10 protein-coding genes are annotated in these 18,055 nt (G+C 37.4%); 8 read left to right on the top strand and 2 right to left on the bottom strand.

What is annotated here, in order from left to right; all coding sequences use genetic code 11:
- The first annotated feature begins 99 nt into the window (after positions 1-99).
- On the top strand, positions 100-1,518 hold the full coding sequence (locus tag D9780_RS02670; RefSeq protein WP_121639197.1) for a YfcC family protein: 1,419 nt from the start codon (positions 100-102) through the stop codon (positions 1,516-1,518).
- Positions 1,519-1,723: 205 nt separating this feature from the next.
- A complete protein-coding gene (gene menC, locus D9780_RS02675; protein ID WP_073005826.1) occupies positions 1,724-2,833 on the top strand; it encodes an o-succinylbenzoate synthase in 1,110 nt (369 codons plus the stop codon).
- Between the two features lie 360 nt (positions 2,834-3,193).
- Here menC and D9780_RS02680 read toward each other — a convergent pair whose 3' ends face one another.
- Positions 3,194-4,792 (bottom strand): aspartate:alanine exchanger family transporter, encoded by a 1,599-nt coding sequence (locus D9780_RS02680; RefSeq protein WP_121639198.1) that lies wholly within the window; start codon positions 4,790-4,792, stop codon positions 3,194-3,196.
- A gap of 421 nt (positions 4,793-5,213) precedes the next feature.
- On the opposite strand from D9780_RS02680, the gene D9780_RS02685 reads away from it, so the two are divergent.
- The 4 genes from D9780_RS02685 (at position 5,214) to D9780_RS02700 (ending at position 11,481) form a co-directional block, all read left to right on the top strand.
- Positions 5,214-6,305, top strand: coding sequence for a nitric oxide synthase oxygenase (locus D9780_RS02685; protein ID WP_073005829.1), 1,092 nt, complete (start codon positions 5,214-5,216; stop codon positions 6,303-6,305).
- 250 nt (positions 6,306-6,555) lie between these two features.
- Positions 6,556-7,401 carry a glucose PTS transporter transcription antiterminator GlcT gene (gene glcT / locus D9780_RS02690; RefSeq protein WP_121639199.1) on the top strand — a complete coding sequence of 282 codons (846 nt, stop codon included), beginning with the start codon at positions 6,556-6,558 and terminating at the stop codon, positions 7,399-7,401.
- A 350-nt stretch (positions 7,402-7,751) separates the two neighbouring features.
- Entirely contained in the window at positions 7,752-9,800 is a 2,049-nt protein-coding gene (ptsG, locus tag D9780_RS02695; protein WP_121639200.1) for a glucose-specific PTS transporter subunit IIBC, read from the top strand.
- 382 nt (positions 9,801-10,182) lie between these two features.
- Positions 10,183-11,481 (top strand): family 4 glycosyl hydrolase, encoded by a 1,299-nt coding sequence (locus D9780_RS02700; RefSeq protein WP_121639201.1) that lies wholly within the window; start codon positions 10,183-10,185, stop codon positions 11,479-11,481.
- Positions 11,482-11,680: 199 nt separating this feature from the next.
- On the opposite strand, the gene D9780_RS02705 is transcribed toward D9780_RS02700, so the two are convergent.
- Entirely contained in the window at positions 11,681-13,078 is a 1,398-nt protein-coding gene (locus D9780_RS02705) for an NAD-dependent succinate-semialdehyde dehydrogenase (protein ID WP_121639202.1), read from the bottom strand.
- Positions 13,079-13,550: 472 nt separating this feature from the next.
- Here D9780_RS02705 and D9780_RS02710 point away from each other — a divergent pair, with 472 nt between their 5' ends.
- Together D9780_RS02710 and D9780_RS02715 are read left to right on the top strand one after the other, a co-directional pair.
- On the top strand, positions 13,551-15,464 hold the full coding sequence (locus D9780_RS02710; RefSeq protein ID WP_121639203.1) for a BglG family transcription antiterminator: 1,914 nt from the start codon (positions 13,551-13,553) through the stop codon (positions 15,462-15,464).
- 311 nt (positions 15,465-15,775) lie between these two features.
- Positions 15,776-17,695, top strand: coding sequence for a PTS fructose transporter subunit IIABC (locus D9780_RS02715; protein ID WP_116279791.1), 1,920 nt, complete (start codon positions 15,776-15,778; stop codon positions 17,693-17,695).
- The last annotated feature ends 360 nt before the right edge of the window (positions 17,696-18,055 follow it).

Consider the following 18,055-nt stretch of genomic DNA (forward strand, 5'->3'; position numbering starts at 1 on the left):
AGTTTTTAAACTATTATTTTAATTTAGTATTGAAATAAATTATATGCTTTATTATAATATCATGCAAGTTAATAAAATTTAGAAAAATCGGAGGAGACTATGAAAAATTCATCAGGATTTACACAAAAAGACAAGAAGAAGCTAGGTTTGCCAGATGCTTATGTTATTTTATTTATGATTTTAGTGCTAGCTGCTATAGCCACGTATATTATCCCAGCGGGGAGTTTTGAGCGGGAAACAGTGGATGACAAAACGATAGTAGTGCCTGAGAGCTACCAACAATTTGAGCAGGACCCAGCTTCCTTTATGGATTTATTTGTATCTATTCAACAAGGAATGATTGATTCAGCAGGGCTTATCTTCTTAGTGCTTATCATTGGTGGTGCTTTTGGGGTCATTGAGTATACGGGAGCGATCGATGCACTTATTATGAAGACTATTAATAAAACGAAGAATAAGGAATATTTACTGATTATTCTCGTTAGTACGTTATTTTCGATATTTGGAGCATTAGGAATTATAGTAAATGCTGTCATTGCATTTATACCAATTGGGATTATCCTAGCGCGTTCTATGAAATTAGACGCTATTGTTGGCGTGTCCATTATATATTTGGGAGCTTATGCAGGGTTTAACACAGCATTTCTTGACCCGTTAACAACAGGGACGGCTCAAGAAATTGCTCAAGTTCCTCTTTTCTCAGGTATTAGCTATCGAATCCTCATTTATGTAACTGTACTTGGATCTACGATTGGCTATGTTTGGTGGTATGCGAATCGAATTAAAAAAGACCCAACCAAAAGTGTATTAGGAGACAACCCATTTCCAAAATCAGAAGAAAAAGCTTTCGAAAGCGTTCATGCACAACTTACCACTGTTCATAAGTTAGTATTAACATGGCTAGCGGTTGGCATAGCTATTTATGTGTTTGGTGTCTTTCAGTATGATTGGTCGCTAAACCAAATGGCCGCTATGTTTATCGTTATTGCAATAGGAACAGCTTTTCTTGCTAGAATGCATCCTAATGAACTCGTTACACAATTTTTTAATGGTTGTCGTGGTTTAGTATATGGAGCATTGATTATTGGAATGGCTCGTTCTATCGTTGTTGTTTTAGAAAACGGTCAAATCCTGGATACGATTGTCCAAGGGATGGCTACGATCATGGATCCATTCTCCAGTGTATTAGGCGCAAATATGATGTTTTTAGCTAATTTTTTGTTTAACATTATTGTTTCCTCTGGAAGTGGACAAGCAGTAATTGTCATGCCTATTATGACCCCTTTAGCAGATATGATGGAAATTCCAAGACAAGTGGCGGTTCAAGCATACAAAATGGGGGATGGATTTTCAAACGTCATTACTCCTATTTCTGGAATTTTGATGGCTACCCTAGCGATAGCTGGTATTTCCTGGGTAAAGTGGGTAAAATTCATTATACCTTTAGTAATTATTTGGTTCATTATCGGTATTGTCTACTTAACTGTTGCAGTATTTATTAGTTGGGGGCCTGTATAGGCTTCATGAGTTCAATCTTGCCTACATTTCAAATAGCTGGATATATTGAGGTTACAAATATGTCGAGAAAAACTTGACACATATGAAAGGATTTGCTGAACCATCCTTCATTCAAACATGATACTATGTAAACATAGCTAAATCTTTCCGAAAGGATAGCAAAGTCCCAATGGTAATTTGTTTTAAAAAAAGGAGTAGATAACTAGTGGATATTTCAGAAATTATTTTATATCAATTGAAAATGAAAATGAAACACCCATTTACAACAAGCTTTGGTACTGAGCAAGATCGCGGTTTTTTATTAGTAGAGGTGAAAGATGCTAGTGGTCGATCTGGGTGGGGCGAAGGTGTAGCTTCCGAACGTCCGATGTATAGTGAAGAATTTACGCAACAAAGCTGGATGATGCTTGACCAGTTTCTCGTTCCAGAGGCATTGAAACAAGAGATAAGCCACCCAAACGATTTACAACATACGTTTAAACCGTATAAAGGCAATTATATGGCTAAATCAGCTTTGGAAGGTGCTATGTGGGATTTGTATGCAAAACAGCAAGAAAAGTCTTTATCTTCCGTATTAGGTGGAACCAAAAAGCAAATCGAAGTAGGGATTAGCTTAGGAATCGAGGAAAATATTGAAGCTCTACTAGCAAATATTCAAGAAAAAGTGGATGAAGGTTACAAACGAATTAAAATAAAAATTAAGCCTGGTAAAGATGTGGATGTAGTACGAGAAGTACGTCAGCATTTTCCAGATATCCCTTTAATGGTAGATGCAAACTCTGCTTATACGCTGGAAGATATGGACACGTTGAAAGCTTTGGATGCGTTTCATTTAATGATGATTGAGCAGCCGCTTGCAGCTGATGATATCCTTGATCATGCTACGTTACAAAAAGAGATTGAAACACCAGTGTGTCTAGATGAAAGCATCCATTCTTATGAAGATGCTCGGAAAGCAATTGCTTTAGGAAGCTGCAAAATAATTAATTTAAAAATCGGTCGTGTAGGCGGATTGACCGAATCAAAACGAATTCATGACCTATGTGAACAAGCAGGGATACCCTTATGGTGTGGTGGAATGTTAGAGTCTGGTGTTGGACGCGCGCACAATATTGCTATTGCTTCGCTAGCCAACTTTACACTTCCAGGAGACACAGCGTCTTCTTCCAGATATTGGGAAAAAGATATTATTAATCCGGAGGTAGTGGCAGAAGACGGTGTCTTAACAGTAAATGATGCGCCAGGAATTGGTTATACAGTTTTAAAAGATGAGGTTGAAAAGCATACGATAAAAAAGAAACAGTTTAAAAAGTAATAGAAAAAATCAGTGGAGTTTGTTTTTTTCTCCACTGATTTTTAGTAGCTCAAGTATTACTTAAATACCTATTACGGAAATGAGACATAGGTATGGTTATCTCCCATGTAGACTTTTTACATAAATAGTAAAGTAGGCGTCCGATAAAAAGTGCTTGCTTTCATTTATATAAAGACATATAAGCTTTTCGTCATTAAGGATAGAAAATGAGTCAATTATAACCATTACCACTTTTTTCAGGCGAATTTGCGGTCATTCAAGCTGTCTATAAACGTAAACTTTGTTTTAACATGTTAATAGATGATGATCATTTGTGAAAAAATGTACAAATAAAGGTTGTAATATCTTCATCTTTATTTTTTAGAAGAAAACTAACACAAATTGAGCGGCAACCGTACCAAAAATAAGTGAAAAAGGATAAGCTGCAGCATAAGCAATAGCTGGTTCTTCAGAATCTATTTGTAAATTCAAGGCACCGAGTCCAGGTGTACATGTTCTACCACCACATAAAGTACCTAGTGAGTAGACAACGCCCAACTTAAACAGTTTTCTTGCTGCAAAATATCCACATAAGATGGACACAGTCGTTATAATAGTTCCACTAACAACTAATACGACACCTTGCTTTTGGATCACATCAATTAAACCTTGGCCTGCTGTTGTTCCAGCGCCTGCCAAAAATAAGACAAGACCTAATTCGCTTATAACGTGAATAGCTGGACCGTAATACCGTACATGGATGGGGCCTAGTTTTCCAAAGTGGCCAATAATTAAAGCAACAATTAAAGGGCCTCCTGCTAATCCAAGCTGCATCGTTCCTAATCCTGGTATAGGAATTGGTAGCATTCCAACTAGAATACCGACTAAAAGCGTAACACTAATGGATAGGATGTGAATGTTTGTTACAGATAGTTTTTTACGGGAAAAGAATTTTTCTATTTCATCTAATCGATTTTCACTACTTACCATCGTTAAGACATCTCCACGAAGTAATGGAGTGTTCGGATTTTGATTTAGCTCAATTCCATCTCGTTCAATTCTGGTTACGGTTGCCCCATAATCTCTCCTCAGTCTAAGTTCTTTCATGTTTTTACCAACTAAGTCTTCATCCTCAACCGTAATCTTGCGTAATTGTATATTATCAGGGTTATCCATCGTTGCATTGACGGGTTCACCAACATATTCTCCAAAAGCTTTCAGTTCGTCAGCTTCCCCAACGGAAACGAGGTAATCTCCTAATAAAATAGTAGTGTCGTGAAGTGCAATCATGGTGTGAACTCCACGGATAATCCGGCTGATCACGACAGAATTTCGACTAAAACCGAGCTCGCGTAATGTTTTTTTATGCAATTTTGGGTTCGTTACTTTAAATGTCATTACTTCTGGTGAGTGTTCTGTTTTTATCGGGCTGTTTGTTTCTTCTAAGTCTTTAGCAAGGTTTATCTTCCCAATACGCGGTAAAAGCTGAACGAATAGTATAATAGCAAGCACGCCGAATGGATAGGCGATCCCATAACCAACAGATGCCATCGGGTCATTGGTTGCTTGCAGAGCTGCTGCTAAGCCTGAGGTGTTTGTTAATGCACCTGTTAATAACCCAATAGCTAGTGCTGTTGGCAGGTCGAAAATTTTAGCAACGACAACAGAAGTTACAGCTGCACTAATGACGATAAATAAAGAAATAAGGCAAAAAACGATCCCATTAGAACGCATCATACGGAAAAAACGCGGCCCCGCTTGTAGCCCAACGGCAACTATGAATAAGCTAAGCCCCAAATTTTGTACTGCTGTTGATACTTGATAACCAAAATGTCCAAAAAGCATCGCAATTACTAGAACTCCAGCTGAGCCTAGACAGATGCCTTTTATTTTTAATTGTCCTAATAATGATCCTAAAAACAAAATAACAAAGACTAAAATAAGCTGTTCATTAAGTAAATCGTGTAGTAAATCTTCCATTCGAATCTCCCTCTTTTATTCTACCCAATCTATCTTACTACATCTAGACAGAAAAAACGAAAGAACTGAAAACCGTCAATAAAATTTTACAATGCAGTAGAATTCAGCGTCGTTTACATGGAATGAACGACAATTTATCGTACTAAAAGTTGATTTTCTTACAGGACTCCTATGGATGCTATAATCATCCTCATAAGAGTATAAAATGTAAAAGGTTGATAGTAAAGTGAAAATCTAGCTGCTGTTTTCGTATTCATGGTTTGGTGGAAAGTCTATTTTTAAAAAAGGAATAGGATAATGATGATGTGAAAGGAAAACAAATTATTAATTAGAATATGGCTCAGTTGTTGAAAGTTTGTCACACATGAAGGAAAATGGCTTTGATAAACTATAAAAGAGTTCAAACATCGGAGGATAATATATGCATGATAATCAAGAGCAACTATGGGCAGAAGCTGTACATTTTTTGCAACTGTATCACAATGAATGTGGGTTAGAAAAAGAGCTTGAATACCGATTACAAGAGGTACAACGTGAAATGGAACAAACAGGCACTTATGAGCATACGTATGAGGAATTAACCTACGGGGCGAAAGTAGCTTGGAGAAATTCTAACCGTTGTATTGGTAGGTTGTTTTGGGAGCGTATGGAAGTTATTGATGCGCGTTCTGTGAATAAAAGCCAACATGTTTTTGAACAGTTATTGCATCACATTCGTTACGCTGGAAACGGCGGGAAAATTCGACCGTTAATTACGATATTCTCACCAACAAAGGATGGACATGCTCCAGTGAAAATATGGAATCATCAGCTGCTTCGCTACGCTGGTTACCAAACAGAAAATGGAATAATAGGTGACCCTGATTCGATTACTTTTACACAGCAATGTCAAAAACTTGGCTGGAAAGGGGAAGGAACTCCTTTTGATTTGCTCCCATTAGTTATCCAAGTTGATGATGGAGAACCAGAGTGGATGGAGATTCCTAGCGATATGGTTTTAGAAGTTCCCATCCAACATCCAACGGAAGATATTTTTGCTCAGCAAAAAGTAAAATGGTATGGTGTACCAATTATTTCTGATATGCGCTTGGAAATAGGTGGTATAAGTTATTATGCTGCCCCGTTTAACGGATGGTACATGGGAACAGAAATTGGGGCAAGAAACCTTGCTGATGAGAACCGTTACAATTTATTACCTTTAGTCGCGAAACAGTTGAGGTTAAACACAAAGCATTTAAATACATTATGGAAAGATCGTGCTTTAGTTGAATTAAACATTGCGGTTTTAGAGTCATTTAAACAAGCAGGGGTTTCCATTGTTGATCATCATACAGCAGCTAAACAATTTGCGGTATTTGAAAAGAATGAACAAAAACAAGGCAGAACAGTTACTGGTAAATGGTCATGGCTTATTCCTCCATTGTCACCAGCAACAACACATATTTTTCATAAACCATTTGATAATACGGTGCATAAGCCAAATTTTTTCTATTCCAAACATGAGAAGAATTAATTGCAAGTCATAGAGGCTTTAACATGACTTTTATCCTTAATTCATCAAAATAATAGCTATATGGAGAAAGCTTATTAATTTAGCGCAACTACTGGAGATATATTAACGTATGCTTTTTCTTCGGTGGTCATTTCAAACCTTAATCTGTAGGAGATTCAATCTACTTGCAATGTTTCTAGCTAATCGTGCATAATGTTTCCTGTAGTAACAAGTACGTATTGGAAATACAGCTTCTAAGGAGATAAACATCTTGAACACGTTTACGGTTAAGAAATCACTAAATAATAACGTCCTCATTGCTTTGGATGACCAACAGAATGAAGTCGTCTTGATTGGTAATGGAATTGGTTTTCATTATAAGAAAAAAGACATTATCCATAAAGAGCAAATAGAAAAGCTGTTTGTATTACGTGATGAACAGGCGCAGGCGCAATATAAGCAATTGCTTCCAAACATAGATCATACATTGTTGGATTCCATTGTTAAAGCGGTAGAATTAATTCAGAAACGATCACATGTCATGTTGAATGAATCCGTTCATGTGGCTCTAACTGATCATGTGTTGTTTGCTTACCATCGTATGCTAAAAGGTTTGGAAATAAAAAATCCTTTTCTTGCCGAAACAAAAGCATTATATCCTTTTGAGTATGAGATCGCCTCAGAAATTGTTGAAGACATGAATCATAGGTTGGATATTCATCTTCCTGAAGGGGAAATTGGCTTTATTGCTTTACATGTACACAGTGCCATATCGAATAAAGCTCTCTCTGATATCAATAAATACTCCCAATTGGTTACGCAATTTGTCGATATTATTGAAGAACAATTAAAAATTAAAGTGGACAGAGGCGGGATAGAGTACGTACGCCTTGTTCGGCATGTGCGCTATACAATCGAACGCGTGTTAAAGGGGGAGACAGTAGATGAACCAGTTAAAATAGCTTCCCTCTTGAAAAAGGAATACCCAACATGTTATAATCTAGCGTGGAAATTGATTAAAATGATGCAACAAACATTAAAGCAACCAGTATATGAAGCGGAAGCGGTGTATTTAACGATGCACTTGCAACGCCTCTATCAAAAACATGACTCATAATACATTTTCCGTGTTACTGATACGATCAGGCATGAGTGGAAAGATTATGAAATAGGACAGTAGGGTACACGTATAGCCCCTACTGCTTGTTTCTGATTTCTACTCATGCCTTTTTTTGTTCTTTAGGGTTTATCCTTTAAGAAAAATGTTGACGTTCTAGTGTTATAAACACTTTGGCGAAAAGCGCGTTTTTCAAGTTTATAGTGTGAAGTAAAGTGAAGGATTTCGTCATGGTACTTGCTAATAAGTCATGTTTTTTTCATTTTTCTTATAGATTTTGGGAAGGATAAATGGTAAAGAAAGCTTCTCGAAATTTTAATGTTGGTTGTTGCATAAAAGGAGGAAAAAAGATGTTTAAAAAAGCTTTTGGTGTCTTACAAAAAGTTGGTAAAGCACTTATGCTTCCAGTCGCGTTATTACCGGCTGCTGGTTTATTGCTTGGGTTTGGTAATGCAGCACAGCAAGAGACGATGTTAGGATACTTACCGTTTTTAAAAGCGGATTGGATTCAATTGGTTGCTACTGTCATGGAAGATGCCGGTGGAATTATTTTTAGTAACTTGGCGCTTATCTTTGCGATTGGTGTAGCCATAGGTTTAGCGAGTGATGGGGCAGCTGGTTTAGCAGCTCTTGTAGGGTATTTAGTCTTAAACCAAGTCATGGGCTCTTGGATCGATGTTACCCCAGAAATGATCGAATCAGACCCTGGGTTTGCTTCTGTATTAGGCATTCCTACGTTACAAACAGGCGTGTTTGGAGGTATCATTGTAGGTTTGATTGCCGCATTTTGTTATAATCGCTATCACAATATTGAAATGCCCGCTTTTCTCGGTTTCTTTGCTGGAAAGCGATTTGTACCAATTGTTACGGCTGCGTTTTCATTTCTTGCAGGTATTGCGCTATTATTTGTTTGGCCACCTGTGCAAGATGCGATGAATAGTGCATCCTATTGGCTAATTGAGGAAGGAACATATTTAGCTGTTTTCTTCTTTGGTTTTGTAAAAAGATTACTTATTCCATTTGGATTGCACCATATTTTCCATGCGCCATTTTGGTATGAATTTGGTTCGTATACTACTGTAGCAGGTGATTTAGTTCGTGGAGATATGACGATTTTCTTTGCCCAGTTAAAAGATGGGGTAGAAATTACAGCTGGTAACTTTATGGCAGGGGAATTTCCAGTTATGATGTTTGGTTTACCAGCAGCAGCATTAGCTATGTATCACACAGCACGACCAGAAAAGAAAAAGGTCGTTGCTGGTTTGTTAGGCTCTGCAGCATTAACATCCTTTTTAACAGGGATTACTGAGCCGCTCGAATTTTCATTTATGTTTGTTTCACCGTTATTATTTCTCTTACATGCGGTTTTAGATGGACTTTCATTCGTACTAATGACGTTCTTAAGCGTTAATGTCGGTTATACGTTTTCCGGTGGTGCGATTGACTTTGTATTATTTGGAATTTTACCGAATAAGGAACCGTGGTGGATCACCATCCTATTAGGTTTAGCATTTGCTGTTATTTACTACGTCATTTTCCGCTTCTTCATTCAGAAGTTTAACTTAATGACTCCAGGTCGGGAGAAAGTGGAAGAGGAAGAGGAAAATAATAGTGGACAAACTGGTGAGCTTGCTTATGATGTATTAGAAGCAATGGGTGGTCAAGAAAATATTGCACACTTAGATGCATGTATTACACGTTTACGTGTGTCCGTTAATTCGATCAAAAATGTCGATAAAGAAAGATTGAAGAAGCTAGGCGCTTCAGGTGTATTAGAAGTTGGCGATAATATTCAAGCCATTTTTGGTCCACGTTCCGAAACGATTAAAGGACAAATGCAAGATATTATGTCTGGTAAAACACCACGTCCTGTGGAAACAGATCAAGATGAAGAAGTTCAACAACAGATTGAAGAAGTCAATCCAGAGGCAATGCAAAATGAAGCTGAAACAGAAGCAATTGTTTCACCAATGAAAGGGGAGCTATTGCCAATAACAGAAGTTCCTGATCAAGTATTTTCTGGAAAAATGATGGGTGATGGTTTTGCGATTGTACCAGAAGACGGTCTAGTTGTTTCACCTGTAAATGGGAAAGTGGTAAATGTTTTCCCAACTAAACATGCCATTGGTTTACAGTCAGATGGTGGAAAAGAAATTCTTATTCATGTTGGTATTGATACGGTTAATTTAAAAGGAGACGGCTTTGAAATGCTCATTGAAGAAGGAGATAAGGTCGAAGCTGGACAACCACTGCTTAAAGCAGATCTGTCCTTTATTCAAAGTAAAGGAATGCCGGTTATCACACCAATTGTATTTACCAACCTAAAAGAGGGACAACAAATATCACTTGAGAAGAGTGGAAAAGTAGAAAGTAAAGAAGAAAATATCATTACATTGTAATAAAAAAGCTAGTTAGGGTCGCTGCCTTGACTAGCTTTTTTTAACAGTTATTAGAAAACATAAGATTTAACAGCAAATAGAAGGCTATTGCCAAACCTTTATGGCAGTAGCCTTCGTTTGGCTAAGAGAGCAAGCAGACTTAACTACTAAAATGACATCCTCTATCATATACTTTTTAATACGTACGATAAAGTGGAATTTTAATTAGTGGCAGTTTTTCAATCTGCTGCTGATGGCCCACTTCAATCCTATGACGCAAAGGCTTATAAATGAACTATGTGCTGTTATCTTTTATCTTTTGGTTAATGTCCAAGCTAACATGTTCACATTCTTGAAGAAGTGATACAGCATTTTATATTCGTGATAAAGGGGGATACAACTCATGACCACCTTGAATATTGCTATTCTTGGAGGAGGTTCAGCATCTACGCCACAGTTAATAAGTCAATTTATCCAACACGAGGAAGCATTACCTATAAAAAAGATATACCTTGTTGATATTTTAGCAGGGAGAGAACGTTTATCCATCATTGCATCTTTCGTTAGACGTATGATAGAACAGGAAAATAGTAACATAGAAATAATGGAAACGCTCGATAGGCGAGAGGCATTGAAGCAGGCTGATTTTATTATTAATCAAATCAGAGTAGGTGGCTTTGATATGCGTCAAATAGATGAAACGTTATGTTTAGAGTATGGTATCATAGCAGAGGAAGCTTCAGGTCCGGTTGGATTTATGAATGCTTTACGAACGATACCTATTATGCTTGATATTTGTGAAGATATTGAAGAATTAGCACCAGATGCTTGGTTACTTAATTTGACGAATCCTTGTAGTATAATCACAGAAGCGATAGATAAGCATACGAATGTGAAAGTTATTGGTATCAATGAGGGGCCAATGGCTTTTCGGAATCAATTTGCAAAGGCGTACGATGTTGTCAAAAATGATATAAGTATGCAACTAATAGGGACAAGTCAATTGTTATGGGTTACGGATTTATATGTTCGTGGAAAATCAAAGTTAACAGATGCCATACTTTATAAAAAACTGCATAGTAGAAAAAAGCGGCAAGATATTACAGTTGATACGTATTTTTTACAAACATATGGCGTTATTGGTTGCGACTATCAGCCTTATTATTATCAGGGTGACCAAATTTTAACAAAGCAATTAGATGTGTTTAAACAAGGTGTGCTTCCATCTGATTTTGAACTAGAAGAACACAAGCAGTTATTTTCTCTATATGAACATGCAAAAACAGCTACGTTACCAAATGGAGTGGAAGATAGGCGAGGTGCAGCAGCTTTAGAAGGGGTGCTCGAGGTTATTCAAGCAATCCATTATAATTTAAAGCGCATTTTACCAGTAAATATTAGAAATAATGGAGCAATAGAAGGCTTACGGAACGATGCTTGTGTTCAGGTGAATAGTGTAGTGGAAAGACATGGAATTATACCAATTCAAGTACCAGAAATCTTACCGCATGTTCACGGATTATTACAATATATGAAAGCTTATGAGTCACTGACTGTGGAAGCAGGAATATCCAAAAACATTGGGGTAGCCATTCAGGCGATGACCATGCATCCATTTGTGCCATCTGCGGAAGTAGCTCATAAGCTGCTTCAAGATATGTTTATTGCAAATGAAGCTTATGTTCAACCGGTCATTTATTAACTTAAAGCAAGAGGGGTGGCGTGTATGCATCGTCATTATTTTACATTGGTATACTTTTAATAGCAGGAAAAAGGGAGCCTCCTATAGAACAGGAGGTTTCCCTTTTGTTTCTATAGAAAAGTATAAAATTTTCTATGATTTATAGTATAAGCAGAGCTACAGCATTCGCCATAAAGACTTGATGGTAGGACGAGTTTTTCTAATACGATAGATTTCCAATCGATACATATTTAGTTTCTAAGTAAGGTTCAATGCCTTCCACCCCACCTTCACGACCAAGTCCGCTCTCCTTCATTCCACCAAATGGGGCGTGAGCGGCAGATGGTCCGCCGTCGTTCCAGCCAACAATGCCGTAATCTAAATGCTCATACAAATAAGTACCAGTACGGTAATCATTTGTAAAAAAGTAGGCAGCTAAACCAAATGGCGTATCGTTAGCAAGGCGTACAGCTTCCTCGATATTTGTAAAAGTAGTTATAGGAGCTACTGGACCAAATGTTTCCTCATGCATAATTGTCATATCCGCTGTTACTTCATTAAGTATGGTTGGGTATACAAAATAATATCCTTTCTCATGGTTTGCATCAAATGTATCTCCTAACAATACTTTAGCACCTTTTTGCTTAGCATCATCAATATGTTCTTTAATTTTGTTATAGCCTCGTTCATTAATGATTGGTCCAATATCCATATTATCATGAAGTCCATTGCCAACCGTTAAATGTTTGGCACGTTGTACAAAAGCTGCTGCAAACTGATCTACAATATCTTCGTGAACGATAATTCGATTTGCGCAGACGCATGTTTGGCCAGCATTACGAAATTTTGAGATGATCGTTTGTTCAGCTGCAAATTCAATATCCGCATCTTTAGCAACAATCAATGGTGCATGCCCACCAAGCTCCATGGTGACATGTTTGACCGTGTTTGCGCTTCCTTTAATTAAGTTTTTTCCTACAGCAGTGGAACCTGTAAAGGTAATCTTACGCACATAGTCACTTTCTGTAAATAATGCGCCAATCTCTTTCCCGGAACCGACGACATATTGAATAGCGTCTTCTGGAATACCTGCCTTATGAGCTAATTCAATTATTCGAATACCTGATAGCGGTGTTTCAGAAGCAGGTTTGACAATAAATGTACACCCGGCAGCTAGTGCTGGTGCTGCTTTTCTTGTCATCATGGCTGCAGGGAAATTCCAAGGTGTAATAGCAGCGACTAAACCAACAGGCTCTTTACGAACGAGGATTCGTTTTGATTCGGCGTTTGCTGGAATTGTTCGCCCATAAATTCGCTTTGCTTCTTCTGCATACCAATCAATATAACTTGCCGCATATTCTATCTCACCATAAGATTCCTTTAGTGGCTTTCCGTTTTCCTTCGTCATCAGTTTAGCAAGTTCATCCTTATGCTCTCTGATTTGTATTGCCCAACGTTGCAGTAATTGTGACCGTTTATGTGCATGTATACTTGCCCAAGTTGGAAAGAACGCATAACCTTTATAAAGCGCTTTCTTTACTTCCTCATTAGACCAGGAACTCAATTCTTTTAGTACTTCACCAGTAGCCGGGTTTGTAACGGTGATTTTGTTAGTCAAATAGAAAACCCCTTTCTTATCATTTTAAATATAATCTCTATTTTAGTATATTCCTTGATTAATCGGAAAGGAAACATATCATATCGAAAAGGTTCAAAAATTAATGTATGTCATTTTAAACGTAGAAAAGTGGTTGCGTTTTCAATGGAAGTAACCGTTTCCGTCTTTAAAAGGAAAAAGTCTATGTTTAGTTATCTATGCAAAATCTAATATTTTACATACTACCCTTATTTCTTTATAATAGGGGTTTTTTATGCTATCGGGAAAAGCTGTGGCTTTCACCAAAATTCGCGATAAGCAAAGTCTTGTAATATATTATTTTTATTTGTGATTATTCGAACAAAGTTATACATGAGGAGAAATTGTTGTGATACAGTATACTAGAGTGTGTGCTCAGTAAAAACAGTTATATACGTTAAATTTTTATGGGCGCATATTGTACCGCAAACTATGTGAACAAGGAGCAGCTAAGATGAATGCTAGACAGCGAAAAATAATCGAAGCTCTATTATCTTATGGCAACCGTCCAATTTTAGTCAATGATCTTGCTAAACAACTTGATTGTTCAGAAAAAACAGTTCGTAATGATTTGCGAACAATTGATGTTTATTTGCAAAACTATTCGTCTGCATGTTTAATTCGAAAACCTGGAACAGGGATTTATTTAGAGATAAACAATTCAGATAAACAAGACTTGTTTCATGCACTTTTTCGTGAAAATAAATCATCGTATCAACGGCTTATGGAAATAGCTTATCGTTTATTAACTGATAAAAACCCACTCACGTTGCAACAGCTGAGTATGGATTACTATGTCCATCATACTGCTATAAAGAGTGATCTTGAAGCGATTCAGCAGTGGTTTGAAAGTTTTGGATTGATTATTGAATCAAGGCAAAAGCTAGGTCATTACGTAAAAGGGGAAGAATTAAACAAACGAATGGCTTTGGCACATATAGAGGAAATGGTGAACCAAAGTGCGACGGCATTTTTAAAGAATGTATTTGCGCCCTTTGAAATTGCTACAGTAAGACAAATACTAAACCAAATGATAGAAAAATGGAAAATTCCCATGACAAGTCATGCGCTGGATAATTTAGTTGTCCACGTGCTCGTTATGGTACAACGTACAAAGCAGGCTAGTCCAATAGTGATTGATAAGCAAAGTGCATCGATGAGTGAGACAAATGAGTACCGAGCGGCTGCTTGGTGTTTAGATCAGCTTGAACACAAATTTGGGATTACGTTAGCTCAAGACGAGACAATATATTTAACGTGGCATTTACGTGGGAGTAAAAAATATTCGTTACATACATCTACGGAAGAAGAAATTACACGCCAAGTATTATCGACAATGATCGAGACGATGCAACAGTTGACGCATGTATCCTTTCATGAAGATGAACAACTAATCAATGGACTTATGATTCATTTAGAAGCTGTTACTAATCGTTTGCTGTATGGATTTCCAATTAGTAATCCATTGTTACAGGACATAAAAAAGATGTATCCGTATATGCTGAGTATGGTGACGCTGTCTTTAGAGAAGGTAAGTGAGAAATTTCCATTTGATATACCTGAAGAAGAAGCAGCTTATATAGTTCTGCATTTTCAAGCTTCCATAGAAAGGTTAGATGCTGAAAATTATGCAGTACCTCGCGTGTTAATTGTTTGTGATATGGGAATAGGGATGTCTAGATTACTGCAAGCAAAAGTGGAAAAACAGTATCAAGAAATGAAAATTGTAGGAACTGTTGGGAAGGGAGAAGTGCAACGTTTTATAAAGCGAGAACAAGTGCATTTAATTATATCGACTACGCCTATAGAAAAAATTAATATCCCAACGATTATTATTTCTCCGCTTTTAGAAGCAACTGATAAAGAAAAATTGCAACGATTTCTGAAGAAAAAAGCGGGTCGTTCTTCTGTTTTGGCTACCAGTCCTCAAGTTTTACATGATTTTATAGAAGAAGAATTACTGTTTCTAAATATTAATCCTCAACATCGTTTTCAAGTAGTTGAAATGCTAGGAAATGCCTTATACAAACAAGGTAAAGTAGAAAAATCATATGTCCATCAAGCGCTTTTGCGTGAAAGGAAGTCAGCTACAGCAATTGGTGGTGCCATAGCTATTCCACATGGAGATCCGACGCTTGTTATTGCTTCTACGATTGCCATTGCTGTTTTAACCGAGCCGTTGGAGTGGGGAAAAGAAGAGGTGTCAATTGTGTTTATGTTGGCCTTAGCGAATGAAAAAGCGAATCCAATTAAAGCAATTATTCATAAGCTATCATCACTATCAAACGACCCAATGACAGTAAGAGATTTATTAAATGCTACTGATAAGCAAGCATTCTTACGTGTATTGACAGAAAAAGAGTGGTAAGTAGCGGTTCGTCGTGTTTTTTCATTTCTGCTCTGGGAACATGAATTGGAAAGGTTTATAAGAAAAACTACAGCTTTCACTATAAGACTTGGCAACAAGCCAAGTTTTTCTTCTAAGAATTGAAGGTAAGCTACGTTTTCTTTAATGCGAATGGAAAAAACCAACGGCTAGAAACATTAAAATAATAATAAAATATAATTACCATAGTTCCGGAAAGAATAAAGAATATATTGTAGATAAAGCTACTGTATACTAAGTTTGCAAGCAATTATAAATCATAGATGTAAAATAGATGAGTAGGAGGCGTAATGATGAAAATAGTTGCTGTTACAGCGTGTCCTGTAGGAATTGCTCATACGTATATGGCGGCTGAAAACTTACAAAAAGCTGGTGAGAAACTAGGTGTAGACATAAAAGTCGAAACACAAGGTTCTATTGGTGTAGAGAATGCATTGACGGATGAGGATATTGAAGAAGCAGATGGTGTAATTATAGCGAGTGATAAAGAAGTCACGAAGGAACGTTTTATTGGAAAAAGGTTAATTGCTACTGGTGTGCAGGAAGGGATAAAACGTCCAGAAGAATTAATTAACCGATTTGCTACCGAAGATGTACCTGTTTATCAAGCTGACTTAATGTCCGCAAACGACGTGAAAAAGAAGAAAAAAGAAAAAGAAAACCCCATATATCGACATTTGATGAGTGGAGTTTCCTATATGATTCCTTTTATTGTAGTTGGTGGATTGCTGATAGCTCTTGCACTAACTTTAGGTGGTGAACAAACACCAGGAGGAATCGTTATTCCTGAAGATTCGTTTTGGAAAAAGGTAGAAGAAATTGGCGCGGCATCCTTTAGCTTTATGGTGCCTATATTGGCAGGTTTTATCGCTGTTAGTATTGCTGACCGTCCAGGCTTAGCTCCCGGAATTATTGGTGGGTTTATCGCTGCAAATGGTAGCTTTTATGGAAGTGAAGCAGGTGCAGGTTTTATTGGTGGTATTATTGCAGGTTTTCTTGCGGGGTATATTACATTAGCTATTAAGAAGATTAAAGTACCACAAGCCATTCAACCTGTAATGCCAATTATTTTTATACCAATCTTAGCAACTTTAGCAGTTGGGTTATTATTTGTTTATGTTGTTGGTGCGCCAGTAGCACAAGTGTTTGAATCGTTAACAGCATGGCTAGAAGGGATGCAAGGAGCAAGTTCTATATTGCTCGCTCTAATTTTAGGGGCTATGATTTCCATTGATATGGGTGGTCCTTTTAATAAAGTAGCCTTCTTATTTGGTTCAGCCATGATTGCAGAAGGAAATTATGAAATTATGGGACCAATTGCTGTCGCTATCTGTATTCCACCTTTAGGAATGGGACTAGCGACGCTTATGAACAAACGTAAATATCAACCTGCAGAGCAACAAGCAGGAAAAGCAAGTTTCACTATGGGACTATTTGGCATAACGGAAGGAGCGATTCCTTTTGCTGCGCAAGATCCATTGCGAGTTATTCCAAGTATTATGGTTGGTTCCATGACAGGTTCTGTCATTGCAATGATTGGGAATGTCGGTGATCGAGTAGCTCACGGCGGACCTATTGTCGCTGTACTAGGAGCAGTAGATAATGTGCTTATGTTCTTTGTAGCTGCCATTATCGGTACAATTGTCACGGCTTTCATGGTTAACTTTCTTAAGAAAGATGTATCAGGAACGCTCAAGGGAAATGATACGTCACCTAAACGAGCGGAAGAAGATGCTTCATCTAAAACGACTGAGATTACGAAATTAACCGATATTGTAACGAACGATTTAATTCATTTAGATCTTCAAGGAAATACAAAAGAAGAAGTATTAGATGAGTTAATAGCTAGTATGAAACAAGCAGGAGTAGTACTTGACGCAGAAGCATATAAGCAAGTTGTTATCGCTCGAGAGCATGAAGGGACGACAGGAATGGGGATGAGCATTGCTATCCCACATGGAAAATCCGATGCAGTAAGTGAACCAGCTGTAGCTTTTGGTATGCATCGCGCTGGAGTTGATTGGGAAAGTTTAGACGGAAACCCTGCTAAATTAATATTTATGATTGCCGTGCCTACAGAGAGGGCTGGAGATGATCATTTGAAAATTTTACAAATGCTTTCACGGAAATTAATGGATGACGATTACAGAGAAAAATTACTTCATGTCACAACAAAAGAAGAAGCGCATCAATTATTAAGTGAAATTCAATAAAAAAAGAAGCTACAATTAAGTTGTTATCTTAGGCTGCTTGTTTGTAGCCCTGAAAATAATGGTAAATTAACAATTTATTAGGACCCTAAGATAAGTCATCATCTGTTCGTACTAAATAGAAAGGCCGACTAAAGACGGGCTTGCCAGAGGGCGCGGGCATACTCCTGTTGCAGGAGCATGTTTCCTAAAACTTTCGTTGATTCGTTCCACTCGCTACGTTGCTAACCGGGAAGGAGAGGTGAGATTTAAGCTCCTTCCTTTTCTTTGGTATAATAATGTCGTTCAAACTATCACATGGGCACAACTCATGAAGAAAAAATGGAGTGCTTCATTGAAGTTTGACATGCTTTTCAACTATGT

This window comes from Virgibacillus sp. Bac330, from assembly GCF_003667845.1.
Lineage (GTDB): Bacteria > Bacillota > Bacilli > Bacillales > Amphibacillaceae > Virgibacillus > Virgibacillus chiguensis.

Coding starts and splice junctions, on each gene's coding strand:
- D9780_RS02710 (WP_121639203.1), top strand. CDS start 13,551: ATGAATGCTAGACAGCGAAAAATAATCGAAGCTCTATTATCTTATGGC.
- ptsG (WP_121639200.1), top strand. CDS start 7,752: ATGTTTAAAAAAGCTTTTGGTGTCTTACAAAAAGTTGGTAAAGCACTT.
- D9780_RS02700 (WP_121639201.1), top strand. CDS start 10,183: ATGACCACCTTGAATATTGCTATTCTTGGAGGAGGTTCAGCATCTACG.
- D9780_RS02680 (WP_121639198.1), bottom strand. CDS start 4,792: ATGGAAGATTTACTACACGATTTACTTAATGAACAGCTTATTTTAGTC.
- D9780_RS02685 (WP_073005829.1), top strand. CDS start 5,214: ATGCATGATAATCAAGAGCAACTATGGGCAGAAGCTGTACATTTTTTG.
- D9780_RS02670 (WP_121639197.1), top strand. CDS start 100: ATGAAAAATTCATCAGGATTTACACAAAAAGACAAGAAGAAGCTAGGT.
- D9780_RS02715 (WP_116279791.1), top strand. CDS start 15,776: ATGAAAATAGTTGCTGTTACAGCGTGTCCTGTAGGAATTGCTCATACG.